Raw genomic sequence first — 25,393 nt, forward strand, 5'->3', positions numbered from 1 at the left:
GCTCAGCTCGGCGCCGACACCGGGAAGCCGAGGTCCTCCGCGGCCCTGCCCAGCTCGCGGTCGTAGGTGATGAACTCGGTCAGCTCCGTGCGGAACGGGTCCGCGCCGGCCAGGTGCAACGCGCCCAGCGAGCCGAGGCGCGGAGTGCGGTAGGAGAGCGCCCGGGCGAGCACCGCGCTGCTGAGGTCGACCTGGTGGCTGCCCCGGAGCGCCTGGTCCACGTAGTAGGGGACCTGCTGGTGGGCCAGGCCCGCGCGGAGCAGGGTGCGGGTGATCTCCAGCCGGGCCAGCGCGCTGGTGATCAGCTCGGTCCCGGCGGGCAGCGCCTGCCGCCACGCCCGCAGTGCGGCCGTCTCCGGCTCCGGCTTGATGAACTTCAGCAGCGCGCAGGAGTCGAGGTAGATCAACGGTTCCGCTCCCGTTCGCGGTCTTCCACCAGGAGGTCCGAGAGGCTGCCGATCTCCGGCAACAGGTCGAGGGCCAGCTCGGGCATGCCCTCCTCGGCGGGCGGGGTGACCTCGCCGGCCGCGACCATGCGTTCGAGGACCGTCGCCGGGGGCTCCTCCGGCACGAGTCTCAGCACGGGCCGCCCGCGGTCGGTGACGACGATCGTCGCGCCGGCCCGGACCCGCGCGACCGCCTTGGACGGGTTCTGGTTCAGCTCACGCAGTCCCATGGTCTCCATGCCCTCCAATGTAACTACGTCATGTAGGTACATCAAGGGCGAGCGGCAGCGCAAACCCCACGCCCAGGACGTTCAGCCCTTGCCCCGACTCGGCCGCTCTGCTCGCGGACGCCCGTTCGCGGTGCGAAGGTATGGTCGATATGGCCATATTCCGAGACGACGGGACGGAGACACCCACGTGGCGCGCAGCGTGTACGTGACCGGTATCGACCGGGGGGACGGCCGGCAGGCGGTCGAACTCGGGGTCATGGAACTGCTCACCCGCCAGGTGGACCGGGTCGGGGTGTTCCGGCCGCTGGTGCACGCGCACGCGGGGGCGCCTGCCGGCCACCGGGCCGGGTCCGAGCCGGGCTCGGACCACGTGGTGGAGCTGCTGCGCGGCCGGTACCGGATCGACCTGCCGAGTTCCGAGCTGTACGGGCTCAGCTACGAGGAGGCCGCCGCGCTGCAGGCCGCCCGGGGGCAGGACGAGCTGGTCTCCGCCCTGGTCGACCGCTTCCGCGCGCTGGAGCGGCGCTGCCAGGCGGTGCTGGTGCTCGGCACCGACTTCGCCGACACCAACATCCCGGACGAGCTGGCCTTCAACGCCCGGCTGGCCAACGAGTTCGGCGCCGCCGTGCTGCCGGTCGTCGGCGGGCACGCCGAGGACCCGGAGGCCGTCATCGCCGAGGTCCGCAACGCCCACCGGGCGTTCACCGACCTGGGCTGCGAGACCCTGGCGATGATCGCCAACCGGGTCGCCCCGGGTGCCAAGCAGCGGATCCAGCGCAAGCTCACCGAGAAGCTGCCGATCCCCGCCTACGTCATCCCGGAGGAGCCGGCGCTGGCCGCGCCGACCGTCGCCCAGCTGGTCGAGACGACCGGCGCCGAGGTCCTGCTCGGGGACGCCGCCGGCCTGGCCCGGGACGTCCGCGGCTTCGTCTTCGGCGGCGCCATGCTGCCCACCTTCCTGGACGCCCTGACCGAGGGCGCCCTGGTCGTCACCCCCGGGGACCGCGCCGACCTGGTGATCGGCTCGCTGGCCGCGCACGCCGCCGGCGCCCCGCCGATCGCCGGCGTGCTGCTGACACTCGGCCAGCACCCCGGCCCGAACGTGATGGCGCTGGCCGCCCGGCTCGCCCCCGGCACCCCGGTCGCGGTCGTCCCGGAGGGCAGCTGGCCGACCGCCGCGACCCTCACCCACCTGGAGGGCAAGCTCACCGCGGCCAGTCCGCGGAAGGCCGAGATCGCCCTCGGGCTGTTCGAACTGCACGTCGACACGGCCGAGTTGACCAACCTGATCGAGGTCGGCCGGTCCGAGCGCGTCACCCCGATGATGTTCGAGCACGAGCTGCTGGAACGGGCCCGGGCGAGCCGGCGGCACGTCGTCCTGCCGGAGGGCACCGAGGAACGGGTGCTGCGCGCGGCCGAGATCCTGCTGCGCCGCAACATCTGCGACCTCACCCTGCTCGGCGAGGCCGACGCGGTGCGCCGCAAGGCCGCGAGCCTCGGCATCGACCTCCCGCAGGAGCAGTCGGGCACCGACCGCGCCCAGGTCCGGATCGTCGACCCGACCACCAGCCCGCTGCGCCGCCAGTTCGCCGAGCTGTACGCCCGGCTGCGCGCCCACAAGGGGATGACCGTCGAGCTGGCGCTGGACGTGGTCACCGACGTCTCGTACTTCGGCACCCTGATGGTCCAGGAGGGCATCGCGGACGGCATGGTCTCCGGCGCGGTGCACTCCACCGCCGCGACCATCCGGCCCGCCTTCGAGGTGATCAAGACCTCGCCGGGCGCGGCCATCGTGTCGAGCGTCTTCTTCATGTGCCTGGCCGACAAGGTGCTGGTGTACGGCGACTGCGCGGTCAACCCCGACCCGGACGCCCAGCAGCTGGCCGACATCGCGATCCAGTCCGCCGCCACCGCCGCCCAGTTCGGGGTGGAGCCGCGGGTCGCGATGCTCTCGTACTCGACCGGCACCTCCGGGTCCGGCGCGGACGTCGACAAGGTCCGCAAGGCCACCGAGCTGGTCCGCGAGCTGCGGCCGGACATCCTGGTCGAGGGCCCGATCCAGTACGACGCGGCGGTGGACGCCCACGTCGCGGCCACCAAGCTGCCGGGCTCCGCGGTGGCGGGCCGGGCGACCGTGCTGATCTTCCCGGACCTCAACACCGGCAACAACACCTACAAGGCGGTCCAGCGCTCGGCGGGCGCGGTGGCGGTCGGCCCCGTCCTCCAGGGCCTGCGCAAGCCCGTCAACGACCTCTCGCGCGGCGCGCTGGTCCAGGACATCGTCAACACCGTCGCGATCACCGCCATCCAGGCCCAGGACGAGAAGGAGCCGAAGGCATGAGCGAAGGAACGCGCGTTCTCGTCCTGAACGCCGGCTCCTCGTCGGTGAAGTACCAGCTGATCGACATGCTGGACGGTGCCCGGCTGGCCTCCGGCCTGGTGGAGCGGATCGGCGAGCCCGGCGGGCGGCTGGTGCACACCCCGCACTCGGGCGGGCCGCGCGAGCTGCCGCAGCTCTTCCCGGACCACTCCGCCGCCCTGAAGGCCGTCGCCGAGGAGCTGGCCGCCGACGGCCTCGGGTTGGACTCCCCCGAGCTGGCCGCGATCGGCCACCGGGTGGTGCACGGCGGCAAGCGGTTCACCGAGCCGACCGTGGTCACCGACGACGTGCTCAAGGAGATCCGCCGGCTGATCCCGGTCGCGCCGCTGCACAACCCGGCCAACATCACCGGCATCGAGGTGGCCCGCGCGCTGCGCCCGGACCTCCCCCAGGTGGCCGTCTTCGACACCGCCTTCCACGCCTCGATGCCCGAGTTCTCGGCCCGGTACGCGATCGACAAGGGCGTGGCCGACGAGCACCGGGTGCGCCGCTACGGCTTCCACGGCACCTCGCACCAGTACGTCTCGCGGGCCACCGCCCGGCTGCTCGGCAAGGACCCGGCCGAGGTGAACGTGATCGTGCTGCACCTGGGCAACGGCGCCTCCGCCTCGGCGGTCGCCGGTGGTCGCTGCCTGGACACCTCGATGGGCCTGACCCCGCTGGAGGGCCTGGTCATGGGCACCCGCTCGGGCGACATCGACGCCGGTGTGGTGTTCCACCTGCACCGGGTGGGCGGGCTGTCGATCGACGAGATCGACGATCTGCTCAACCGCCGCAGCGGTCTGCGCGGCCTGTGCGGCGACAACGACATGCGCGAGATCATGCGCCGGGCCGGGGCCGGGGACGCCGACGCGAAGCTCGCCTTCGACGCGTACATCCACCGGCTGCGCAAGTACATCGGCGGCTACTACGCCGTGCTCGGCCGGGTGGACGCGATCGCGTTCACCGCGGGCGTCGGGGAGAACGCGGCGCCGGTGCGCGCGGCGGCCACCGCCGGGCTGGACGAACTGGGCATCGCGGTCGACCCCGAGCTGAACTCGGTGCGCTCCGGCGAGGCCCGGATCATCTCGCCCGCGTACGCCCGGGTGGCGGTCGCCGTGGTGCCCACCGACGAGGAACTGGAGATCGCCCGGCAGGCCTTCGCCCTGGTGCACCGGCGGCCCGGGGAGTGACCGGCCGCCGTCTCGCCCCTCGGAATCCTTCGTCGGCGATTCCTCACGATTCGTGCCGAATGCACCTATAACACGAACGGATAGACTGATCCATATGCGCCGAGCGAAAATTGTCTGCACCCTGGGTCCGGCGACGGACTCCTACGAACAGCTGAAGGCCATCGTCGAGGCGGGCATGAACGTCGCCCGACTGAACATGAGCCACGGCAACCACGCGGACCACGAGGAGCGGTACCGCAAGGTCCGCCAGGTCTCGGAGGACACCGGCAAGGCCATCGGCGTCCTGGCCGACCTCCAGGGTCCCAAGATCCGTCTGGCGACCTTCGCCAACGGCCCGGTGACCGTCGACAACGGCGACGAGTTCACCATCACCACCGAGGACGTCCCCGGTGACCAGCACATCTGCGGCACCACCTACAAGGGCCTGCCCGGCGACGTCAAGCCCGGCGACCCGATCCTGATCAACGACGGCGTCATCGCCCTGGAGGTCGTCAGCGTCGACGGCCCGCGGGTGAAGACCGTGGTGATCGAGGGCGGCGTGCTCTCGAACAACAAGGGCATCAACCTGCCCGGCGCGGCCGTGAACGTGCCCGCCCTGTCCGAGAAGGACAAGGACGACCTGCGCTTCGCGCTGCGCCTGGGCGTCGACATGATCGCCCTGTCCTTCGTCCGCAACGCGGACGACATCAAGGACGTCCACGAGGTCATGGACGAGGTCGGCATCCGCGTGCCGGTCATCGCCAAGATCGAGAAGCCGCAGGCCGTCGAGGCCATGGAGGAGATCGTCCTCGCCTTCGACGCCATCATGGTCGCCCGCGGCGACCTGGCCGTCGAGTACCCGCTGGAGCGGGTGCCGCTGGTCCAGAAGCAGCTGATCACGCTGGCCCGCCGCAACGCCAAGCCCGTCATCGTCGCCACCCAGATGATGGAGTCGATGATCCACGCCTCGCGCCCCACCCGCGCCGAGGTCTCCGACGTCGCCAACGCCATCCTGGACGGCACCGACGCGGTCATGCTGTCCGCCGAGTCGAGCGTCGGCAAGTACCCGATCGAGACCGTCCGCACCATGAGCCGGATCGCCGAGAAGGCCGAGGAGGAGCTGCTGTCCCAGGGCCTCCAGCCGCTCAACCCGGGCCGCAAGCCGCGCACCCAGGGCGGCTCGATCGCCCGCGCCGCGTGCGAGCTGGGCGACTTCCTGAACGGCCAGGCGCTGGTCGCGTTCACCAAGTCCGGTGACACCGCCCGCCGCCTGTCCCGCTACCGTTCGCCGATCCCGGTGGTCGCGTTCACCCCGGACGTCGCCACCCGCAACCAGCTCTCGCTGAGCTGGGGCGTCGAGGCGCACGTCACCGAGCAGGTCGGGTCCACCGACGAGATGGTCGCCCAGGTCGACCGGGAGCTGCTGCGCATGGGCAAGCTCGCCGAGGGCGCGACCGTGATCGTCACCGCCGGCTCGCCCCCCGGCATCCCCGGCAACACCAACATGGTCCAGGTGCACCACCTGGGCACCCGGGGCGAGTAACACCCCGTGGTTCCGACGCCCGTGGGGCGGTCCTCCGGTGGAGGGCCGCCCCACGGGCGTTCGCGCGACGTCGCCGCCGTGGCGCGGCTGCCGGTCGCCTATTTGTCGCTGTAGGGCGCGTCGTCGTTGAACAGGCGCATGCCGGGGATGGTCAGCGTGCCGCCGAACTGGCCGGCCTGCTTGGCGGTGACCCCGGTCAGCTCCAGGTCCAGCGGGATCGGGATCGAGCCGATCAGGTCGTACAGCCAGCGAGGCAGGGTGTCCGGGGTGAGGGTGATCTCGCCCAGGTCGATCGGGATCGGCAGGCCGAGCACCTTGGAGAGGTGGCCGGACAGCCGCTCCACGTACATCGTGACCGGGCCCTTGCGCATGGTCGAGGTCGAGCCGGGGGCGCCCTTCACGTGGAAGGTCTTGCCGTTGCCCTGCAACGTCGACATGTCGAGGTTGTCGATGTCGACGCTGTCCACCACGAACTTCAGCACCCGCTTGGTGCCGGTCGGGGTCCGCACGTCGTAGACGCCGTGGAAGGCCGCGCCGTGCAGCGCCAGCCGGCTGGTCGCCAGCGTCCAGTTCTGCTGCGGGACGACGTCCCCGGTGGCGGGCGCGCCGGCGGTCAGGCCGCTGGTGTCCACCGCGCAGTTGGGGTTGGCCGTCGGCGAGGACGACGGGGTGTCGGCGGCGGCCCCGGACGGGGTGGCGGGGGCCGTCCTCGGGCTCGCCTTGCCGCTCGGCTTCCCCGTCGTGCCGCCGGCCGGGCCACCGGCGGCGGAGGCCGTCGCGGCGGGCGAGGCCTGGTCGCCCGCCGGGGCCTGCTCGCCGCTGCCGGCGGCGGGCGGCGGGGTGTCGGGCCGCGCGTCGGCCGGGGCCCCGGTCGTCGGGGCCTGCGGCTGGGCCGGCGTCCCGGCGCGCGGGGCCGGGACGGCCGGTGCGGGGGCCTGGGTGGTGGCCGGCGCGGAGGTGCCGGTCGACTTGGCGCTCGGCGTCGGGCTCGGTGAACCACCCGGGTCCAGCAGGTGGTTGACGCCGCCCAGGACGTCGTCGATCAGCCCGGCCCGGTGGACCGTGTCCGAACCGCCGGTGGCGGCGGAGCGGGCGACCGGCGGCGTGGTCGCCGGGGTGGTGGCCGCACCGGTCGGGGCACCGGTCGGCGTCGCGCCGGCGCTCGGCGTACCGGCCGGCGCGGAGGGCTGCTGGGTGGGCGCGGTGGTCGGCGTCTGGGTGGGGATCGCGCTCGGCCCCGTCGAGGGCGCCGTCGAGGGCACGGTGGGGGGCGCCGTGGACGGACCGGGCGGCGGCTCGGGCAGCTCGCTCTTGGGGACGGGCGTCTCCAGCGGTGCGACGTCCGGCACGGTGGCGGGCGCGGTCCCGCAGGGCTTGCCCGCCGTGGACTCGGCGACGGCCGGGTTGGGGGTGTACGCGGCGGCCATCAGCAGCGCCGTCGGCACCGCGGCCATCGCCAGCGCGCGGCCTCTCAGCCGGACCCGGACGGGCGTGCGCGGCGCCGCGTGTCGACCGGCGCGCTGCGGTTGGTCCTCCGACGCGCTCACCGCGCCTCCTTCGGGTCCACGGCGGCGGCCTGCTCGTTCGACGCGGCCTGTGCGGGCAGCTTCGCGGTGGGCGCTCCGGCCACCGCGGGCTCGGTGGCGACGCTCTCGACGACGACCGCGCTCTCGCCGACGGCGGCCTCGGAGGCCGGTGTCCCAGGTGCCGGGGCCTCAGGAGCAGGGGCCTCGGCGGCGACGCTCGCGGCGACGGCGGTCTTGGCCGCCTTCGGCTCCGGCAGCGGCGCCCAGGACGCCATCAGGCCGCCGCCGATCAGCCCCGGCAGCAGCGCCAGGCCGAACCCGGCCAGGTTGGAGACCGGGATCGAGACCAGCGTCAGCAGCGTGGTGGCGACTCCCGCGAAGACCCGCACGGTCGGCTGGAACCACGCGGTCAGCCCGAGCACGATCAGCAGCACGCCGATGATCAGCGATCCGGCGCCCGCCGTGGTGGCCATGGCCACCGTCATGCCGCCCAACGAGAGCTTGGCGTACGGGAAGTACATGATCGGGACGCCGGCGATCATGGCCAGCAGGCCGCCGTAGTACGGCCGCGTCCGACGGAAGGTACGGAACACCCGGCGCAGCCACTGGACGGGGTTCTCGTGCTCGGCGGGCCGGAATGAGGCAAGGGCGCTGGACACGGTGCAGCTCCTCGATGGTGTGAACGAGGGATGGACGAGACACGGGATCCGGCGACGGCGCACGCGCCGCCACCGGTCCCACAGGTGCCGTCGGGGCGGCGGACCGGGCCCGGTCCGCCGCCCGTCAACGGCCTAGTAGCACTCGCCGGTGCCGTCGGTGTGCAGCGCGAGCTTCAGGCCGGGGAGCTTGAAGGTGCCGGCCGAGGTGGCCCAGGCGGTCTGCTGCACGTTGTACAGGTCGGCCTTGTCGGCGGCCTGGGCGAAGCCGGTCGCGCCGGACGGCAGGCCGCCGAGCTTGGACTTCCAGCCCTGGGTGGCCTCGCCCTTGAGGGTCGAGGCGTCCTGGCCGATGTTGATGTTGGTGAACTCGGCGTCCGCGTTCAGCTGGTCGAGATCGATCAGCAGGTTCTTGGCGTAGACCTGCTTCTTGACGTCGTCGCTGTTGCCCGCCTCCAGGCGAAGGACGATCTTGGGCAGCTTCCACGGCAGGCCGGGGATGACGTTGGGGTCGGTCACCACCGACTGGCAGAGGCCCTTGATGGTGGCCTCGTCGAAGGCCGAGACCGCGACCGGGTGCGGAGTGCCGTTCACCTCGGCGTCGATCGAGCCGAACTGGGCGAAGTTCTTGCCGTGCAGCTCCGGCGTGGTGACCTTGAAGCTCTGGCCGGAGACGCTGAACGAAGCCGCCAGCGCGTTGTTGGCCATGGCGGCGCCGACCATCGCGGTGGCCGCGATGCTCGGCACCATCACCAGCGCGAAGCGCTTCCAGCGAGTCTTGCCGTAGGTCTGGGACATGCGAGTCCTCCTTCTAGGACGTACATCTCCGGCTCCCCGGCGGCGCGCCCGCGCCGGTGGGGGACTGGGATGGGAGAGAGCTACGTCCTCGGTAGCGGAGAGCGCCTTGGGCGTCGTCGGACGCGGGAGCGGCCGGCACACAGCGGCACTCCCGTCCCTCCACCGGCCGTCCTTGCGGGGCGGCGGGCAGGACCGACGACATCGGCGATCACCCCCGAGCGACAACCAGCGACCGCGCAGGGCCGCGCGGCCGGTCGGAGGACAGGAACCGCCGTGGGACCGCGGATACCCCCCTGCCCTCCCTACCGCCGACCGGGGCCGGCGGATCACCCGGTGGGGATCCCGTGCTCCACGTGGCCGACCGGATCGGAGGGTGTGGAGTCAGGGACCGGGCGTCGCCGATCGTGCTCGAATCCCGGGCGAAGCACAAGAGGTTCCTTACTGACGGGTAATGCAACACTCGACAGCGTTGATCATGAAATCGACGCGACATGCACCGTGCGTGACGTCTTGAAGGAAACGTGACGAAGAAATCCGCCGGAAACACGAACGAAACACCCGTGGACAGTCACCAAGTGTGACTGTCCACGGGTGTTGTCAAGATTTGGTAAACCTCTGTCCGGTTGACCGGATTGTCGCCAAATCACCCGGCGACACCGCAGGTCATCCGCCGTGCCAGGACCCGCCCGGGACCGGCCGGGCCCGGACCGGAGGCGGCGTCAGAACAGCACGCGCGCCAGCGCGGTGCGGGCCGCGGTAACCCGCGGGTCCTCCGGGCCGATCACCTCGAACAGCTCCAGCAGGCGCAGCCGGGCGGCGTCCCGGTCCTCACCGGCGGTCCGGCCGACGGTGTCCACCAGCCGGCCGAAGGCGTCCTCGACGTGACCGCCCACCAGGTCCAGGTCGGCCGCCCGCAGCTGGGCCTCGACGTCCTTCGGGTCGGCCGCGGCCGCGGCGCGGACGGCCTGCGGGTCCACGCTCTCGATCCGCTGCAGCAGTTCGGCCTGGGCGAGGCCCAGCCTGGCCTCGGTGTTGCCCGGCTGGTCGGCCAGCACGTTCCGGTAGGCCTGGACGGCGCCGCCCAGGTCGCCGCTGTCCAGCGCGTCGTGCGCGGCGGCCAGGGCCGGGTCCTCCGGCCGCTGCGGGGCGGCGTCCGACGCCTCGCCCGGGGCCCCGGCGCCGCCGACCACGCCGAAGCGCTGCTCGGCGACCAGGATCAGCTGGTCCAGCACCTTGCGGACGTTGGCCGCGCTCTCGGCGCCCTGGAACAGCGGCACCAACTGGCCGGCCACCACGGCCATCACGGCCGGGATGCCCTGGATGCCGAACTGCTGGGAGATCAGCGGGTTGGCGTCCACGTCGATCTTGGCGAGCACGAACCGGCCGGCGTACTCCTCGGCCAGGCCCTCCAGGATCGGGCTGAGCTGCTTGCAGGGGCCGCACCACTCGGCCCAGAAGTCGATGACGACCGGCACTTCGGTGGAGCGCTGGACGACCTCGGCCTCGAAGGTGTCCTCGGTGACGTCGATGACGAGCGCGTAGGCGGACTGCGCGGGGGTGACCCCGGCCGCTTCGTCGGCGGCCGCCTGGCGGGCCCGCTCGACCCGGGCCTGCTCGGCCTTCTGGGCAGCCTCGCCGGCTGCCTTCACTGCGGCGAGGTCGACCGCACCGCGCAGGGCGGAGCTGTTGAGACGCGAATTCCGTGGCTGCATGGCACCATCCTCCCCCGTCCGCGCCGCCCGCGGGCAACCAACCTCGGGAAAGTCGCCCCGCACGGGCCGCGCGGCGCGGATTCCCGGGCGCGGTGGCCCTCCCCCGGTAGCCTGAACCGTTCGGCGCGGATCCCCACCCGCGCCCGCGCCGCCCCGTCCCACGGGTGCGGCGCCTGGTTGTCACTGCTTTCGCTACGAGTCGTAGCGTAACTGGAGCCGGGGTCCCGGCCGCAAGCCCCACCGGCGGTTCCGCGACGTGACCTGCCCCACTTTCCGGGGCGGCCCGGCTGCCCGAACGGGCGAACAGCCGCTACCGTTACCAGCCCCACCCATGTTACTCACCAGTAGAGCGCAAGGAGCCCCGGTTGCCGGCCCCCCAGCCCCCCGCGAACCCGGACGTCACGGGCCCGGAGACCGCGGACGGCCCCGCCCCCTCGGCGGGTGCCACGACCAGGGCCAAGGGGCGCCCGCGCAGTGCCGCCGCCGACCGCGCCATCCTCGACGCCACCCGCGAGACCCTCGCCGAACTCGGCTGGGGCGGGCTGACCATGGGCCACGTCGCGACCCGCGCCAAGGTCGCCAAGACCACCCTCTACCGCCGCTGGCCGTCCAAGAACGAACTCGTGGTGGACGCCGTCGCCAGCCTCTTCGACGACCTGGTGATGCCCGACCTCGGCAGCCTGCGGGCCGACATCGAGGCGGTGGTCGCCCAGTTCGCCGACCTGCTGGCCCGCCCCGAGACCCAGGCCGCGCTGCTCGCGCTGTTCGCCGAGGGCACGCGTGACCCGCACCTGCGCCGCCGGATCCGGGAGGCCATCGTCGACCCGCAGAAGCGCCTGGTCCGGCAGGGCCGGGCGGCCGCCCAGGCGCGCGGCGAACTCGCCCCGGACGCCGACCCGCGGACGGCCGGCGAGGAGATCGACATCATCTTCGACACCATCGCCGGGACGGTCGAGCACCGCGTCCTGGTCAGCGGCGAGCCGATCACCGCCGACTGGACCCGCCGCTTCACCAACCTGCTGCTCGGCCCCTTCCCCAGCCTGCTGGGTGACCAGGTCCTGCCCGGCCGAGGGCACGGCGAAGCCGCCCCGCACGGAGAAGCTCCGTAGGGGGCGGCCCACCCGCACGTCCTAGAAGGACGCGTTCTCCCGGTACGTCCCCCACTCCTCGCGCAGCGCGTTGCAGATCTCGCCCAGGGTCGCCTCGGCGCGCACCGCGTCCAGCATCGGCGGGATCATCGACTCGCCCGAGCGCGCGGCCGCCAGCATGGCGTCCAGCCCGGCCCGCACCGCCGCCTCGTCCCGGGCCTCCTTGCGCTCGCGCAGCACCCGCACCTGCTCGCGTTCGACCTCGTGGCTGACCCGCAGGATCTCCAGTTCGGGGGTGACGCTGCGCGGGTGGCAGTTGACGCCGACCACGCGCTTGTCCCCCTTCTCCACCGACTGCTGGTACTGGAAGGCCGCCTCGGCGATCTCGCCGGTGAACCAGCCCTCCTCGATCCCGCGCAGGATGCCGGAGGTGATCGGGCCGATCCCGTGGTCCTCGCGGCCCTCGTCGAGACGGCTCTTGTTCAAGATCTGCTGGAAGATCGCCTCGGCCTGCTGCTCGATCCGGTCGGTGAGCGCCTCGACGTACCAGGAACCGCCCAGCGGGTCGGCCACGTTGGCGACGCCGGTCTCCTCCATCAGCACCTGCTGGGTGCGCAGGGCGATCTCCGCGGCCTGCTCGGAGGGCAGCGCCAGGGTCTCGTCCAGGGCGTTGGTGTGCAGCGAGTTGGTGCCGCCGAGCACCGCGGACAGCGCCTCCACCGCGGTGCGGACCACGTTGTTGTAGGGCTGCTGCGCGGTCAGCGAGACGCCGGCGGTTTGGGTGTGGAAGCGCAGCCACTGCGCCTTGTCGGTCTTGGCACCGAAGCGGTCGCGCATCCAGCGGGCCCAGATCCGGCGCGCGGCGCGGAACTTGGCGATCTCCTCGAAGAAGTCCAGGTGCGCGTCGAAGAAGAAGGACAGGCCGGGCGCGAAGACGTCCACGTCCAGGCCCCGGGACAGGCCCAGCTCGACGTACGCGAAGCCGTCGGCGAGGGTGTACGCGAGCTCCTGCGCGGCCGTCGCCCCGGCCTCGCGGATGTGGTAGCCGGAGACGGACAGCGGCTTGTACGCGGGGATGCCCTGGGCGCAGTACGCCATCAGGTCGCCGATCAGCCGCAGGTGCGGCTCGGGGGCGAAGAGCCACTCCTTCTGGGCGATGTACTCCTTGAAGATGTCCGTCTGCAGGGTGCCGTTGAGCACCGCCGGGTCGACGCCCTGACGCTCGGCGGCGACCAGGTACATGCAGAAGATCGGGACGGCCGGGCCGCTGATCGTCATCGAGGTGGTGACCTCGCCGAGCGGGATGCCGTTGAACAGCACCTCCATGTCGGCGGCCGAGTCGATGGCGACGCCGCAGTGGCCCACCTCACCGAGCGACTTGGCGTCGTCGGAGTCGTAGCCCATCAGGGTGGGCATGTCGAAGGCGACCGAGAGGCCTCCGCCGCCCGCCTCCAGGATCATCCGGTAGCGCTCGTTGGTCTGCTGCGCGTTGCCGAAACCGGCGAACTGGCGGATGGTCCAGGTGCGGCCCCGGTAGCCGGTGGGGTGCAGCCCGCGGGTGAAGGGGTACTCGCCAGGCCAGCCGATCCGCTCGAAGCCCTCGACGGCCTGCCCGGGGGCGGGACCGTACGCCGGCTCGACCTCGTCGCCGGACAGGGTGGTGAAGTCCGCGTCCCGCTTGCGGGCGCTGTCGTACCGCTGCTGCCAGCGCTGCCGTCCGCGCTCGATCTCCTCGGCGTCCATGACCCCGAACTCCGCTCCGTACGGCCGCCACGGCACCGGGGCGGCACAGCTATTAGGACGTCCTACTAATTTACTCGGACGTCCTAGCAGCTGTCGATGGATGCCCGGGTCGAAACGCCGCGGGCGCCCTCCCGGGGCCCGGAAACGCACGGTGCCCCTTCCCCCGCGGGGGAAGGGGCACTCGCCGGGGCGTCGGATCAGACGCCGGCGGGCTGGCGGGCGTCGGCGCCGGCCGGGAGCCGCTCGGCGGCCTCGCGGACCACCTTGCGCTCGAAGACGAAGGACGCGAACGGGATGCAGCCGGCGGCCAGGGTCAGGATCATCCGGCCGAGCGGCCACTTCAGCTTCTGCCCGAGCAGGAAGGTCACCACGAAGTACCCGATGTACAGGTAGCCGTGCAGCATCGCGACGTACGTGGTCAGGTCCTCGGCCGCGTCGAAGCCGTACTTCGCGACCATGAAGCCGCAGAACACCAGCAGGGCCACACCGGTCGCAATGGCCAGGGCCCGGTACCAGCCCAGCAGGGGGGTCGCCTTCATACTCTTCATCGCCTCGTTCGGCAGGGATCGACCGGTACGCCCGGATCCGCGCACCGCTCCCACGAGGGTAACCGTCCTCACGGCCGCTCCCGCGCAGCCCCCTCGCCGCGGTCGTCGGTGAAGTCGCCGGCGGCGATCCGCAGCGGCCTGAGCAGTTCGAACACCTGCCGACACTGCTCGGTGTCGTACTCCTCCAGCCCGAACTCCATCGCCATGAGTTCCCGGGTGGCCTCCTCGACCGTCTCGCGGCCGCGGCCGGTGATCGCGGCGAGCACGCCGCGGCCGTCCAGCGGGTTGGGGCGGCGGGCGACCAGGCCGGCCCGCTCCAGCCGGTCGACGGTGTTGGTGACGCTGGTCGGGTGGACCATGAGCCGCTCGCCGATCTTGGACAGCGAGAGCTCGCCGGTCCGGCTGAAGGTCAGCAGCACCAGCGCCTCGTACCGGGCGAAGGTCAGCCCGTACGGCTTGAGCACCGCGTCGACCCGGGAGAGCAGGATCTGGTGGGCTCGCATGATCGAGGTGATCGCCGCCATCGAGGGGACCCCGCCCCAGCGGCGGGTCCAGAGCTCGTCGGCGCGGGCGATCGGGTCGAAGTCGAGGGCTAGGGGCTTGGGCACCTCCTTACCGTACCGGCGGAGGGGGCGGGCGCTACCAGCCGTCCTGATGGTGGACAAGCGCGACGCGTGGCGGGAACCCGCCAAAAGGGCGGCCAGGTCCATACCAGGACATTGCACCGGTGTGAATGCGGGGCAACGGGACCGGGGCGCGGCGGAGTTGACGGCCGATCCGTCCGCAGCCGCACTATCAGGCCTCGGTTCGGATGGTAACCCGCTGAAAGGCCGGGTGATTCGCACCCTTTGTCCGCCCGTTCACAATCCCTCCGGCTGGCGGGACTTGGCCAATTCATGAGCAAGACCTGTCATTTGATTTGCTCGATTGTCATGCTTTCCGCCAACCCCGTCCGGTAGCCACCACCCCCACCCACCGGTGGCGCGCCGCTCGACCGCACGGGGTCCGCACGTCAGCGCCCGTCCCGCCCCTCAGGTGCCGACCCCGGCCCCCGGGACGCGGCGCGACCGCCCACACGCGGTTACCCGGAAGGACTCGTCCGTGAAGCGAAAGCTCGCAGCAGTCGCCGTACTCTCCGCCACCGCCCTGCTCACCGGCGTCGTCCAGGTGAGCACCGCCGCCCAGGCCAGCCCGATCCCCGCGGCGCAGGCGCAGGCCGCCGAGCAGCACGCGGCGGCGCTCGCCCTGGCGGGCGGCCAGTCCGGCCCGCTGGCGAAGGCCCTCGCCCTCGGCGGCCAGGAGCAACTGGTGGCGAAGGACGCCGTGGTGGACCAGGACGGCACCCGGCACCTGCGCTTCGAGCGCACCTACGCCGGCCTGCCGGTGCTCGGCGGCGACCTGGTCGTCCACCAGAGCGCCCGCGGCGCGGTGGAGTCGGTCGACAAGGCGGTCTCCGCGCAGCTGAGCCTGCCGAGCCTGGCCCCGCAGATCCCGGCCGACAAGGCCGCCGCGCAGGCCACCGGCGCCGTCCAGGCCACCGTCGGCGTCGCCGCGGACAAGGACGAGTCCCCGCTGGCGGCCGTGCACCAGACCGGCAAGGCCGAGCTGGTGGTCTGGGCGAGCGACGGCAACCCGCGCCTGGCGTACCGGACCACCGTCGAGGGCGTGCGCGCCGACGGCACCCCCAGCAGCCAGCTGCTGGTCACCGACGCCGCCACCGGCCAGGTGCTGTCCACCCACGAGCAGGTGCAGACCGCCTCCGGCACCGGCAAGGGCGTCTTCGTCGGCAACGTCCCGCTGACCACCACCCAGAGCGGCACCTCGTACCAGCTGAAGGACGCCACGCGCGGCGGCCAGTCGACCGTCAACCTGAAGAACAAGACCTCCGGCACCGGCACGCTGGTCGCCAACTCGACCAACGCCTTCGGCAACGGCCTGGCCTCCAACAGCGAGTCCGCCGCCGTGGACGCCCAGTACGGCGCGGCCGCCACCTGGGACTTCTACAAGAACACCTTCGGCCGCAACGGCATCAAGAACAACGGCGTCGGCGCGACCAGCCGCGTCCACTACGGCTCCAACTACGTGAACGCGTTCTGGAGCGACGCCTGCTTCTGCATGTCCTACGGCGACGGCAGCGGCAACACCCACCCGCTCACCGAGATCGACGTGGCCGGCCACGAGATGAGCCACGGCGTCACCTCCGCCACGGCGAACCTCAACTACTCCGGCGAGTCCGGCGGCCTCAACGAGGCCACCTCCGACATCTTCGGCACCATGGTCGAGTTCTACGCCAACCTGCCCTCCAACCCGCCGAACTACTGGATCGGCGAGCTGATCAACCTGAACGGCGACGGCACCCCGCTGCGCTACATGGACAAGCCCAGCAAGGACGGCGCCTCGGCGGACTCCTGGTACTCGGGCGTCGGCAACCTCGACGTCCACTACTCCTCGGGCATCGCCAACCACTTCTTCTACCTGCTGTCCGAGGGCAGCGGCGCGAAGAGCATCAACGGCTTCAGCTACAACAGCCCGACCTCCAACGGCTCGGCCGTCACCGGCATCGGCCGGGACAAGGCCGCGCAGATCTGGTACCGCGCGCTGACCGTCTACTTCACCTCCACCACCAACTACGCGAGTGCCCGCACCGGCACCCTGAAGGCCGCCTCCGACCTGTACGGCGCCACCAGCGCCGAGTACAAGGCGGTCGCGGCCGCGTGGAGCGGCGTCAACGTCAACTGACGCACGACGCACGGTGACAGGACGTCCGGGGCCCCGTGGAGGGCGGCCCCGGGCGTCCGCGCACCCCCTCGCACGCCCTTCCCCGCGCACGCCCTCCCCCGCGCGCCCGCCCGCTCCGCATGCCCGCCCCGCTCCCGGGGTGGCGAAGTCCCGCCAGCCGGACGAACCGCCCGTAGCGGGCACTGGGCGGCAGCCGAACCATCCGCACCGACACTGGCGGATCCCGGCCAATCCCTGTCCGTGGTCTGTCATTTCCTGCCATCGATTGTCATGCTTCTGCCCAAGCCCCGTCCGACGTCCGCCACCCCCACCCGTCGACGGATCGTCAGGTACCGCACGGGAGCAGCACGTCCGCGCCCTACCGCCCCACGGCGCCAACCCCGGCGCCCCGGTACGCGGCGCAACCGCGCGCACACGCGGTTTCGTGGAAGGAACCCCCGCACGTGAAGCGAAAGCTGACAGCCGGCGCCATACTCTCCGCCACCGCCCTGCTCGCCGGCGTGATCCAGATCGCCATCGTCCCCGCCGCCCAGGCCGCCGCCCCGTCGCCGGAGCAGCAGCGCGCCGCGCTGCTCGCGGTGGCCGCCGGGCAGAGCAGCCCGGTCGCCCAGGCCCTGGCCCTCGGCGGCCAGGAGCGGCTGGTGGTCAAGGACGTCGTCGCGGACGCCAACGGCGAACGCCACCTGCGCTACGAGCGGACCTACGCTGGCCTGCCGGTGCTCGGCGGCGACCTGGTCGTCCACCAGCGCGCCGACGGCTCGGTGGACTCGGTCGACCGGGCCTTCGACGGCAGCCTGTCACTGCCGAGCCTGGCCCCGGGCCTCGCCGCCGGGCAGGCGGCCGAGCGGGCCACCGCCGCGGTGCGGGCGACCGTCGGGACGGCCGCCGACGAGGACGAGGCGGCGCTCAGCCGGGTCGACGGCGCGGGCGCGGCCGAACTGGTGGTGTGGGCGGCCGACGGCGCGCCGCGGCTGGCCCACCGCACGGTGGTCCGCGGCGAGCGGGCCGACGGCACCCCGAGCAGCCAGCAGGTCGTCACCGACGCCGCCACCGGCGAGGTGCTGTCCACCCGCGAGCAGGTGCAGACCGCCTCCGGCACCGGCAAGGGCGTCAACGTCGGCACCGTCACGCTGACCACCACCCAGAGCGGCTCGACCTACTCGCTGAAGGACGCCACGCGCGGCGGCCAGTCCACCACCGACCTCAAGGGCGCCACCTCGGGCAACGGCACGCTGTTCGCCAAGACCAGCAACTCCTGGGGCAACGGCCTGGCCTCCAACCGCGAGTCCGCCGCCGTGGACGCCCAGTACGGCGCCGCGGCCACCTGGGACTACTACAAGAACACCTTCGGCCGCAACGGCATCAAGAACAACGGCGTCGGCGCCGCCAGCCGCGTCCACTACGGCTCCAACTACGTCAACGCGTTCTGGGACGACTCCTGCTTCTGCATGACGTACGGGGACGGCTCCGGCAACACCAACCCGCTGACCGCGATCGACGTCTCCGGCCACGAGATGACCCACGGCGTCACCTCCGCCACGGCGAACCTCAACTACTCCGGCGAGTCCGGCGGCCTCAACGAGGCCACCTCCGACATCTTCGGCACCATGGTCGAGTGGTCGGCCAACCTGCCCGCGGACCCGCCGGACTACCTGATCGGCGAGAAGCTCAACATCTTCGGCAACGGCAAGCCGCTGCGCTACATGGACAAGCCCTCCAAGGACGGCAGCTCCGCGGACTCCTGGTACTCGGGCGTCGGCAACCTCGACGTCCACTACTCCTCGGGCATCGCCAACCACTTCTTCTACCTGCTGTCCGAGGGCAGCGGCGCCAAGGTGGTCAACGGGGTCAGCTACAACAGCCCGACCTCCAACGGCTCGACGGTCACCGGGATCGGCCGGACCAAGGCGGCCGCGATCTGGTACCGCGCGCTGACCGTCTACATGACCTCCACCACCAACTACAAGGCCGCCCGCACGGCGACCCTGAAGGCCGCGACCGACCTGTACGGCGCCACCAGCACCGAGTACAAGACCGTGGCGGCCGCGTGGAGCGGCGTCAACGTCAACTAGTGCGCGCCCCAGCACCCCCCAGCCACCCCCGGTAAGAAACGGCGACAGGCTGCCGCGGCCCTTTGGGAGAGGAGGCCGCGGCAGCCTGTCGACCGTCGCGTGGCGGGCGCGCGTCCCTACGCGGTGGCCGGCTTCAGCTCGCCGCGCTCCTCCTTGGCGAGCATCCGCTCGGCGAAGAAGCCGCCGGTGGGCAGCACCGAGAGGACGAACAGCAGCACGCCGCGCTTGGCGTCCCACTTCTGCGCCTGCCAGGCCTGGATCCAGAAGACGACGTACAGGATGAACAGGATCCCGTGGACCATGCCCATCACCGGGACGCCGTCGAAGGACGTGGTCCGCTTCAGCACGGAGCAGATCAGCAGCAGGATGAACGAGACCCCTTCGGGGCCGGAGACCAGGCGCAGGCGGTGGACGGCGCTGCTGTTCACGATGGGTACCTCAATACGGGGGTCGGAGGCGTACCTGCTTGTGAAGCGACTCACAAGCCTTCCGGCCATTATCACCGAGCACCTGTCCGAAGCCCCGGCCGGGGTGGGCACCGTGCCCGACGTCACAACCGCCGTGGCCCGCCCCGGCGCCACGACCGTCGTGTCCGTGTCACAGCTGTGCGCCAGAACCCGGCTCGTCGCGCCGGCCCGTCACCCGCTGCCCCTATCCTGCTGCCCGCGCCCGACGCACCGGGCGCCGTAGACATCGGACGACCGGGGGTAGCGACCACATGTTCAAGCGGGACTGGGACCGAAGGACCTGCGCCAAGCGCGGCCACACCACCTACGCGCCGACCGAGCCCGAGCTGGCCGCCCGGCTGCACGCCGCGACCGCCCTCGGCGACGCCTGGCGCTGCCTGCGCTGCGGCGACTTCGCGCTCGGCACCCCGCACGGCTCCGGCCCGGCGCAGGACGCCCCGCTGGTGCCGCGCGGCAAGGCGCTGCGGGACCTCTTCATCCTGCGCTTCCTCGCCGTCGAGCGGGTGCTGCGCGGCCTGCTGATCATCATCGTGGCCTGGGCCGTCTGGAAGTTCTCCAACAGCCAGGACGCCGTGCACCGGGTCTTCGACGAGAACCTGTCGGTCTTCCGGCCGGTCACCGACCACTTCCACTGGGACCTCGAACACTCCCCGATCGTCGACACCATCCGCAAGACCTTCGACTACAGGAAGAGCACCCTGCTGATCGTCGCGGGCGCGCTGCTGGCCTACGCGCTGATCGAGATCGTCGAGGCGGTCGGCCTCTGGCTGGGCAGGCGCTGGGCCGAGTACCTCACCGTCGTGGCCACCGCCGCCTTCCTGCCGCTGGAGGGCTACGAGCTGAGCGAGCACGTCAGCGCCGTGAAGATCGGCACGCTGGTGCTGAACATCGCCGCGGTGCTCTGGATCATGCTGTCCAAGCGGCTGTTCGGGCTGCGCGGCGGCGTGGTGGCCTTCGAGGCGGAGCGCCACTCGGCCTCGCTGCTGGAGGTCGAGGAGGCGGCCGGCGCCGTCCCGCACGCCGCCCGGGGGGCGCACGCGCGGGCGTGACCGGCGCGTTTGTCGCAGACCGGTACCAGTTCCGCCCCCGCCCCTCCCCCCGCACCGGCCGCGCCCGCTAGATTGCGGCCGTGGCACAGTTCAGACTCCAGGGATCCCGGGTACTCGCGGTCGAGTTGGCCGGCGAGGCCGTCAAGGCCAGACACGGCTCGATGGTCGCCTACACCGGCCAGATGAGCTTCAAGAAGCTGACCGGCGGCGGGGACGGCCTGCGCGGCATGGTCGCCCGCCGGCTCACCGGCGAGCAGATGACCGTCATGGAGGTGAAGGGCCAGGGCACCTGCTACTTCGCCGACAAGGCCACCGAGATCAACCTGGTCCGGCTGAACGGCGAGACGCTGTTCGTCGAGGCGGACAACCTGCTCTGCACGGAGGGCTCGCTGCGCACCGGCACCACCTTCACCGGACTCAACGGCATGTCCTCCGGCAACGGCCTCTTCACCACCAAGGTGGAGGGCCACGGCTGGGCCGCCGTCACCTCGAACGGGCCCGCGATCATCCTGCGGGTCGGCCAGGGCCAGCCGCTGCGGGTGGACCCGGGCGCCTACGTGGCGCACACCGGCAGCCTGCACCGCAGCCTGAAGTCGGGCGCGGGCTGGACGACGGTGATCGGCGAGGGCGGCGGCGAGGCCGTCCAGGTGGAGTTCACCGGAGAGGGCCTGGTGTACGTGCAGCCGTCGGAGAAGGTCACCATCGGGGGCGACGTCTGATGGGCTTCACGAAGATCAACGGCAAGATGGTCGAGGCCGTGGTGCTGCCCGGGCAGCGGCTGTTCAGCCAGCGCGGCGCGATGCTCGCGTACACCGGGGACGTCCGCTTCACGCCGAACATCACCGGCGGGCAGGGCGGCGTGATGTCGATGATCGGCCGCCGGGTGGCCAACGAGGACACCCCGCTGATGACCGTCGAGGGCCAGGGCCGGGTGATGTTCGGCCACGGCGGCCACCACGTGCACGTGATCGACCTGGCCGGCGACACCCTGTACGTCGAGGCGGACCGGCTGCTGGCCTTCGAGGGCACGCTGCGCCAGTCCACCATGTTCATGGGCTCGCAGGGCGGGGTGATGGGCATGGTCCGCGGCCAGGTCACCGGCCAGGGCCTGTTCACCACCCAGCTGGACGGCAAGGGCTCGGTCGCGGTGATGGCGCACGGCGGCGTCTTCGAGCTGCCGATCGTCCCGGGCCAGCCGGTGCACGTCGACCCGCAGGCGTACGTGGCGCACCGCGGCCAGGTGCAGAACAAGCTGTCCACGGCGCTGGGCTGGCGCGACATGATCGGCCGCGGCTCCGGCGAGGCCTTCCAGCTGGAGCTGTCCGGACAGGGCGCGGTGTACGTCCAGGCGAGCGAGGAGAAGCTCTGATGTCCTACCCGCCGCAGCCGCCGTACGGGCAGTCGCCGTACGACCAGCCGACCCAGCCCGACTTCGCCGCCCCTCCCCCGCCGGGCTACGCGCCGCCGCCCGCGCAGGGCTACCCCCAGCAGGGCGGGTACCCGCCGCCGCCTCCCCCGCAGCAGCCCCAACAGGCCTACGCCCAGGAGCAGTTCGGCGGCCAGCAGGCCCCGCTGCCGAGCGCGCACGGCGGCTCCGGCCCGGTGGTGCACGACGCGCACAGCCTGCCGGTGAACGACAACGTCAACCCGTACGCCTTCTCGGTCGACCTGAACGGCTCGTACTTCCTGCAGAAGGGCAAGATGGTCGCCTACTACGGCGACATCACCTTCAAGGGCGTCGGCGCCGGCATGCTGGACCGGGTGATCGGCCAGCACTTCAACTCGCCGATGCACGCGGCGGACTGGGTGGTCGCCCAGGGCCGCGGCAAGCTGCTGCTGGCCGACCGGGCCTTCGACCTCAACTCCTACGACCTGGACGACGGCAACCTGACCGTCCGCTCGGGCAACCTGCTGGCCTTCGACCCGTCACTGCGGCTCAAGCAGTCGATCATCCCGGGCTTCCTGACCCTGATCGGCACCGGGAAGTTCGTCGCCGCCTCCAACGGGCCGGTGCACTTCGTCGAGCCGCCGATCCGGGTGGACCCGCAGGCGCTGGTGGGCTGGGCGGACTGCCCGGCGCCGTGCCACCACTACGACCACGACTACATGCACGGGCTGATCGGCGGCATCCGGCGGCTGACCGGGCTGGGCGGGGCCTCCGGCGAGGAGCACCAGTTCGAGTTCATCGGCGCCGGCCAGGTGCTGCTGCAGTCCAGCGAGAAACTGATGGCCGAGCGGTCGGTGGGCCAGGTGGACGCCGAGGCGGGCGTGCCGGTGGGCGGGGTGCCGTCGCAGCCGGCGGCGTCGGGCCACGGCGGGGGCAACCTCAACGTGCCGGGTCTCGGTAATCTGGGCGATCTGGGGCGACGTTTCGGCCTGTAAACTTGTACAAGATTGAACTAAATAGGGTATGCTGAGCCCATGGATACGCACACGATCAACACTGCGGACACCCCTCCGTCGCAGCCCGAGGAGGAGACTCCCTGGCTGACCGCCAGGGAGCAGCGGATGTGGCGCGCCCATCTGGAGGTCGCCAAGCTGCTGGAGTACCAGCTCAGCCGTGAACTCCAGCCGCACAACCTGGCGATCAACGACTACGAGATCCTGGTGGTGCTCTCCGAGGCCCCCGACCGCCGGATGCGGATGACCGACCTCGCCACCGCCACCCTCCAGTCCAAGAGCCGGCTCTCGCACCAGATCACCCGGATGGAGAACGCCGGCCTGGTGCTGCGCCAGGAGTGTCCCGGCGACCGCCGCGGCCTCTACGCCCACCTCACCGAGCACGGCTGGGAGACCATGCAGCGGGTCGCCCCCGACCACGTGCGCAGCGTCCGGGCCCACTTCATCGACCGCTTCACCCAGGAGCAGCTCGACGCCATGTACGAGGCCCTCGCCCCGGTCGCCGAACACCTCCGCGGCCTGCGCGGCCGCGCCTGACGCGCCGCCCCCCAGCACACCGGGGCCGGCCCCACCGGGGGCCGGCCCCGCGCCGTCCTCAGCCCCGGGTGAGGCCGGCCACGAGTTCGTCGGCCGCGCCGTACGGGTCCAGTTCGCCCGCCACCACCCGCTCGGCCAGGCCGGCCAGGTGGCGGTCCCCGCGCAGGTCGCCGATCCGGGTGCGCAGTTCGGCCAGCGCGATCGCCTCGATCTCGTCGGAGGCCCGACGGCGGCGGCGCGCCGCCAGTTCGCCGTGCTCCTCCAGCCAGGCGCGGTGCTTCTCCAGCGCCTCGACCAGCTCGTCGACGCCCTCGCCGCGGGCGGCGACGGTCTTGACGATCGGCGGGCGCCAGTCCCCCGCCCCGCGGGCCTCGCCGAGGCCGAGCATGTGGTTGAGCTCGCGCGCGGTGGCGTCGGCGCCGTCCCGGTCGGCCTTGTTGACCACGAAGACGTCGCCGATCTCCAGGATCCCGGCCTTGGCGGCCTGGATGCCGTCGCCCATGCCGGGGGCGAGCAGCACCACGGTGGTGTCGGCCTGCGCGGCGATCTCCACCTCGGACTGGCCCACCCCGACGGTCTCGACCAGGATCACGTCGCAGCCGGCCGCGTCCAGCACCCGCAGGGCCTGCGGCGCCGTCCAGGACAGCCCGCCGAGGTGGCCGCGGGTGGCCATCGAGCGGATGAACACCTCGGGGTCGGTGGCGTGGTCCTGCATCCGGACCCGGTCGCCGAGCAGCGCGCCGCCGGAGAACGGCGAGGACGGGTCGACGGCCAGCACCCCGACCCGCTTGCCGAGCCGCCGGTAGGCGGAGACCAGCGCCGAGGTGGAGGTGGACTTGCCGACCCCGGGCGAGCCGGTCAGGCCCACCGTGTAGGCCTGCCCGGTGTACGGCGCGAGCGCGGCCATCGCCTCGCGCAGTTGCGGGGCGGCGTTCTCGACCAGCGTGATCAGCCGGGCGACCGCCCGCGGCCGGCCCGCCCGGGCCTGTTCGACCAGCGTGGCGACATCGATCATCGGGAGCTCCTCGCGCGGATGCCTTCGGGGCCGCGGCGCCGCTCGTGGCGGTCCGCAGCCCCGAAGGCATGTCAGCTGATCAGGCCTTCGGGCTGGCGTCCTTGGGGACGCGCACGATCAGGGCGTCGCCCTGGCCGCCGCCGCCGCACAGCGCGGCCGCGCCGACGCCGCCGCCGCGCCGCTGGAGCTCCAGCGCCAGGTGCAGCACCACGCGGGCGCCGGACATCCCGATCGGGTGGCCGAGCGCGATCGCGCCGCCGTTGACGTTGACGATGTCCGAGGAGACGCCCAGGTCCTTGGTCGACTGGTGGGCGACGGCCGCGAACGCCTCGTTGATCTCGATCAGGTCGAGGTCGGAGACCTCCAGGCCCTCCTTGGCCAGCGCGTGCTTGATCGCGTTGGACGGCTGCGACTGGAGCGAGTTGTCCGGGCCCGCCACGTTGCCGTGCGCGCCGATCTCGGCGATCCAGCTCAGACCCAGCTCCTCGGCCTTGGCCTTGCTCATCACGACCACCGCGGCGGCGCCGTCGGAGATCTGCGAGGAGGTGCCGGCCGTGATCGTGCCGTCCTTGGCGAACGCCGGACGCAGCTTGGCCAGGCCCTCGACGGTGGTGTCCGCGCGGATGCCCTCGTCCTGGCCGAACAGCACCGGCTCGCCCTTGCGCTGCGGGATCGCGACCGGGGTGATCTCGGCGTCGAAGACGCCGTCGGCCTGCGCCTTGGCGGCCCGCTGGTGGGAGGCCGCGGCGATCTCGTCCTGCACCTCGCGGGTGATGCCCAGCCGGGTGTTGTGCTTCTCGGTCGACTCGCCCATCGGGATGTTCTCGTAGGCGTCGGTGAGGCCGTCGTGGGCCATCGAGTCGAGCATCCCGATCGCGCCGTACTTGTAGCCCTCGCGGGACTTCGGCAGCAGGTGCGGGGCGTTGGTCATCGACTCCTGGCCGCCGGCCACCACGACGTCGAACTCGCCGGCCCGGATCAGCTGGTCGGCCAGCGCGATGGCGTCCAGGCCGGAGAGGCAGACCTTGTTGATGGTGAGCGCCGGGACGCTCATCGGGATGCCGGCCCGGACGGCGGCCTGGCGGGCCGGGATCTGGCCGGCGCCGGCCTGCAGCACCTGGCCCATGATCACGTACTGGACCTGCTCACCCGTGATGCCGGCCCGCTCCAGCGCGGCCTTGATCGCGAAGCCGCCGAGGTCGGCACCGGAGAAGCCCTTGAGGGAACCGAGCAGGCGACCCATCGGGGTCCGCGCACCGGCAACGATCACAGAGGTGGTGTTGGTCATGGGAC

At 72.1% G+C, this 25,393-nt stretch carries 23 protein-coding genes; 11 read left to right on the forward strand and 12 right to left on the reverse strand.

Going from position 1 to position 25,393, the window contains the following annotated elements; genetic code table 11:
* Nucleotides 1-2: 2 nt before the first annotated feature.
* The gene (locus AB0O19_RS12355; protein ID WP_363619282.1) at nt 3-407 is read right to left on the reverse strand and encodes a type II toxin-antitoxin system VapC family toxin; all 405 of its coding nucleotides are present in this window, start codon (nt 405-407) and stop codon (nt 3-5) included.
* Nucleotides 404-685, reverse strand: coding sequence for a type II toxin-antitoxin system prevent-host-death family antitoxin (locus AB0O19_RS12360; protein WP_363582054.1), 282 nt, complete (start codon nt 683-685; stop codon nt 404-406). The genes AB0O19_RS12355 and AB0O19_RS12360 overlap by 4 nt, the downstream gene beginning before the upstream one ends.
* Before the next feature lie 178 nt (nt 686-863).
* On the opposite strand from AB0O19_RS12360, the gene pta reads away from it, so the two are divergent.
* The 3 genes from pta (at nt 864) to pyk (ending at nt 5,750) form a co-directional block, all read left to right on the forward strand.
* Complete coding sequence (gene pta / locus AB0O19_RS12365; protein WP_363619283.1) at nt 864-3,017, forward strand: phosphate acetyltransferase; 2,154 nt, start codon at nt 864-866, stop codon at nt 3,015-3,017.
* The gene (locus AB0O19_RS12370; protein WP_363619284.1) at nt 3,014-4,228 is read left to right on the forward strand and encodes an acetate kinase; all 1,215 of its coding nucleotides are present in this window, start codon (nt 3,014-3,016) and stop codon (nt 4,226-4,228) included. Before pta ends, AB0O19_RS12370 begins: the two co-directional genes overlap by 4 nt.
* A gap of 94 nt (nt 4,229-4,322) precedes the next feature.
* Nucleotides 4,323-5,750: a pyruvate kinase gene (pyk, locus tag AB0O19_RS12375; protein ID WP_363619285.1), complete on the forward strand. Its 1,428-nt coding sequence runs from the start codon at nt 4,323-4,325 to the stop codon at nt 5,748-5,750.
* Nucleotides 5,751-5,848: 98 nt separating this feature from the next.
* On the opposite strand, the gene AB0O19_RS12380 is transcribed toward pyk, so the two are convergent.
* From AB0O19_RS12380 to AB0O19_RS12395, 4 genes are all read right to left on the reverse strand, one after another.
* Nucleotides 5,849-7,297, reverse strand: coding sequence for a hypothetical protein (locus AB0O19_RS12380; RefSeq protein ID WP_363619286.1), 1,449 nt, complete (start codon nt 7,295-7,297; stop codon nt 5,849-5,851).
* Nucleotides 7,294-7,935 (reverse strand): DUF6114 domain-containing protein, encoded by a 642-nt coding sequence (locus AB0O19_RS12385; protein WP_363619287.1) that lies wholly within the window; start codon nt 7,933-7,935, stop codon nt 7,294-7,296. The genes AB0O19_RS12380 and AB0O19_RS12385 overlap by 4 nt, the downstream gene beginning before the upstream one ends.
* Nucleotides 7,936-8,067: 132 nt before the next feature.
* Nucleotides 8,068-8,730, reverse strand: coding sequence for a DUF6230 family protein (locus AB0O19_RS12390; RefSeq protein ID WP_063347768.1), 663 nt, complete (start codon nt 8,728-8,730; stop codon nt 8,068-8,070).
* Nucleotides 8,731-9,449: 719 nt separating this feature from the next.
* Nucleotides 9,450-10,442 carry a tetratricopeptide repeat protein gene (locus AB0O19_RS12395; RefSeq protein ID WP_363619288.1) on the reverse strand — a complete coding sequence of 331 codons (993 nt, stop codon included), beginning with the start codon at nt 10,440-10,442 and terminating at the stop codon, nt 9,450-9,452.
* A gap of 365 nt (nt 10,443-10,807) precedes the next feature.
* Between AB0O19_RS12395 and AB0O19_RS12400 the strand changes: the two genes are divergently transcribed.
* The gene (locus AB0O19_RS12400) at nt 10,808-11,551 is read left to right on the forward strand and encodes a TetR/AcrR family transcriptional regulator (protein ID WP_363619289.1); all 744 of its coding nucleotides are present in this window, start codon (nt 10,808-10,810) and stop codon (nt 11,549-11,551) included.
* Nucleotides 11,552-11,572: 21 nt separating this feature from the next.
* On the opposite strand, the gene AB0O19_RS12405 is transcribed toward AB0O19_RS12400, so the two are convergent.
* The 3 genes from AB0O19_RS12405 to AB0O19_RS12415 all read right to left on the reverse strand — a co-directional run bounded on the left by AB0O19_RS12405 (nt 11,573) and on the right by AB0O19_RS12415 (nt 14,429).
* Complete coding sequence (locus tag AB0O19_RS12405; RefSeq protein ID WP_363619290.1) at nt 11,573-13,273, reverse strand: methylmalonyl-CoA mutase family protein; 1,701 nt, start codon at nt 13,271-13,273, stop codon at nt 11,573-11,575.
* A gap of 197 nt (nt 13,274-13,470) precedes the next feature.
* Nucleotides 13,471-13,812 (reverse strand): DUF3817 domain-containing protein, encoded by a 342-nt coding sequence (locus AB0O19_RS12410; protein WP_350879572.1) that lies wholly within the window; start codon nt 13,810-13,812, stop codon nt 13,471-13,473.
* Between the two features lie 77 nt (nt 13,813-13,889).
* The gene (locus AB0O19_RS12415; protein WP_363619291.1) at nt 13,890-14,429 is read right to left on the reverse strand and encodes a MarR family transcriptional regulator; all 540 of its coding nucleotides are present in this window, start codon (nt 14,427-14,429) and stop codon (nt 13,890-13,892) included.
* Nucleotides 14,430-14,922: 493 nt separating this feature from the next.
* Here AB0O19_RS12415 and AB0O19_RS12420 point away from each other — a divergent pair, with 493 nt between their 5' ends.
* Nucleotides 14,923-16,560, forward strand: coding sequence for a M4 family metallopeptidase (locus tag AB0O19_RS12420; protein ID WP_363582034.1), 1,638 nt, complete (start codon nt 14,923-14,925; stop codon nt 16,558-16,560).
* Nucleotides 16,561-17,003: 443 nt separating this feature from the next.
* Nucleotides 17,004-18,632, forward strand: coding sequence for a M4 family metallopeptidase (locus AB0O19_RS12425; RefSeq protein ID WP_363619292.1), 1,629 nt, complete (start codon nt 17,004-17,006; stop codon nt 18,630-18,632).
* A gap of 116 nt (nt 18,633-18,748) precedes the next feature.
* Here AB0O19_RS12425 and AB0O19_RS12430 read toward each other — a convergent pair whose 3' ends face one another.
* Nucleotides 18,749-19,129 carry a DUF3817 domain-containing protein gene (locus tag AB0O19_RS12430; protein WP_350879576.1) on the reverse strand — a complete coding sequence of 127 codons (381 nt, stop codon included), beginning with the start codon at nt 19,127-19,129 and terminating at the stop codon, nt 18,749-18,751.
* Nucleotides 19,130-19,350: 221 nt separating this feature from the next.
* On the opposite strand from AB0O19_RS12430, the gene AB0O19_RS12435 reads away from it, so the two are divergent.
* The 5 genes from AB0O19_RS12435 (at nt 19,351) to AB0O19_RS12455 (ending at nt 23,085) form a co-directional block, all read left to right on the forward strand.
* Nucleotides 19,351-20,148, forward strand: coding sequence for a DUF2127 domain-containing protein (locus AB0O19_RS12435; RefSeq protein ID WP_363619293.1), 798 nt, complete (start codon nt 19,351-19,353; stop codon nt 20,146-20,148).
* Between the two features lie 80 nt (nt 20,149-20,228).
* Entirely contained in the window at nt 20,229-20,867 is a 639-nt protein-coding gene (locus AB0O19_RS12440) for an AIM24 family protein (RefSeq protein ID WP_079135621.1), read from the forward strand.
* Nucleotides 20,867-21,517, forward strand: a complete 651-nt coding sequence (locus tag AB0O19_RS12445; protein ID WP_063347778.1) for an AIM24 family protein — start codon at nt 20,867-20,869, stop codon at nt 21,515-21,517. Before AB0O19_RS12440 ends, AB0O19_RS12445 begins: the two co-directional genes overlap by 1 nt.
* A gap of 203 nt (nt 21,518-21,720) precedes the next feature.
* A complete protein-coding gene (locus AB0O19_RS12450) occupies nt 21,721-22,530 on the forward strand; it encodes an AIM24 family protein (protein ID WP_363619374.1) in 810 nt (269 codons plus the stop codon).
* Between the two features lie 39 nt (nt 22,531-22,569).
* Nucleotides 22,570-23,085 carry a MarR family transcriptional regulator gene (locus AB0O19_RS12455; RefSeq protein ID WP_350879579.1) on the forward strand — a complete coding sequence of 172 codons (516 nt, stop codon included), beginning with the start codon at nt 22,570-22,572 and terminating at the stop codon, nt 23,083-23,085.
* Nucleotides 23,086-23,143: 58 nt separating this feature from the next.
* Here the strand turns inward: AB0O19_RS12455 and meaB are convergent, their stop codons facing one another.
* Both meaB and AB0O19_RS12465 read right to left on the reverse strand, forming a co-directional pair.
* On the reverse strand, nt 23,144-24,100 hold the full coding sequence (gene meaB, locus AB0O19_RS12460; protein ID WP_363371930.1) for a methylmalonyl Co-A mutase-associated GTPase MeaB: 957 nt from the start codon (nt 24,098-24,100) through the stop codon (nt 23,144-23,146).
* Nucleotides 24,101-24,179: 79 nt separating this feature from the next.
* Nucleotides 24,180-25,388, reverse strand: a complete 1,209-nt coding sequence (locus tag AB0O19_RS12465; protein ID WP_363619294.1) for an acetyl-CoA C-acetyltransferase — start codon at nt 25,386-25,388, stop codon at nt 24,180-24,182.
* Between the last annotated feature and the right edge of the window lie 5 nt (nt 25,389-25,393).

The sequence above is a fragment of the Kitasatospora sp. NPDC091276 genome (assembly GCF_040684355.1).
Classification (GTDB): Bacteria; Actinomycetota; Actinomycetes; order Streptomycetales; family Streptomycetaceae; genus Kitasatospora.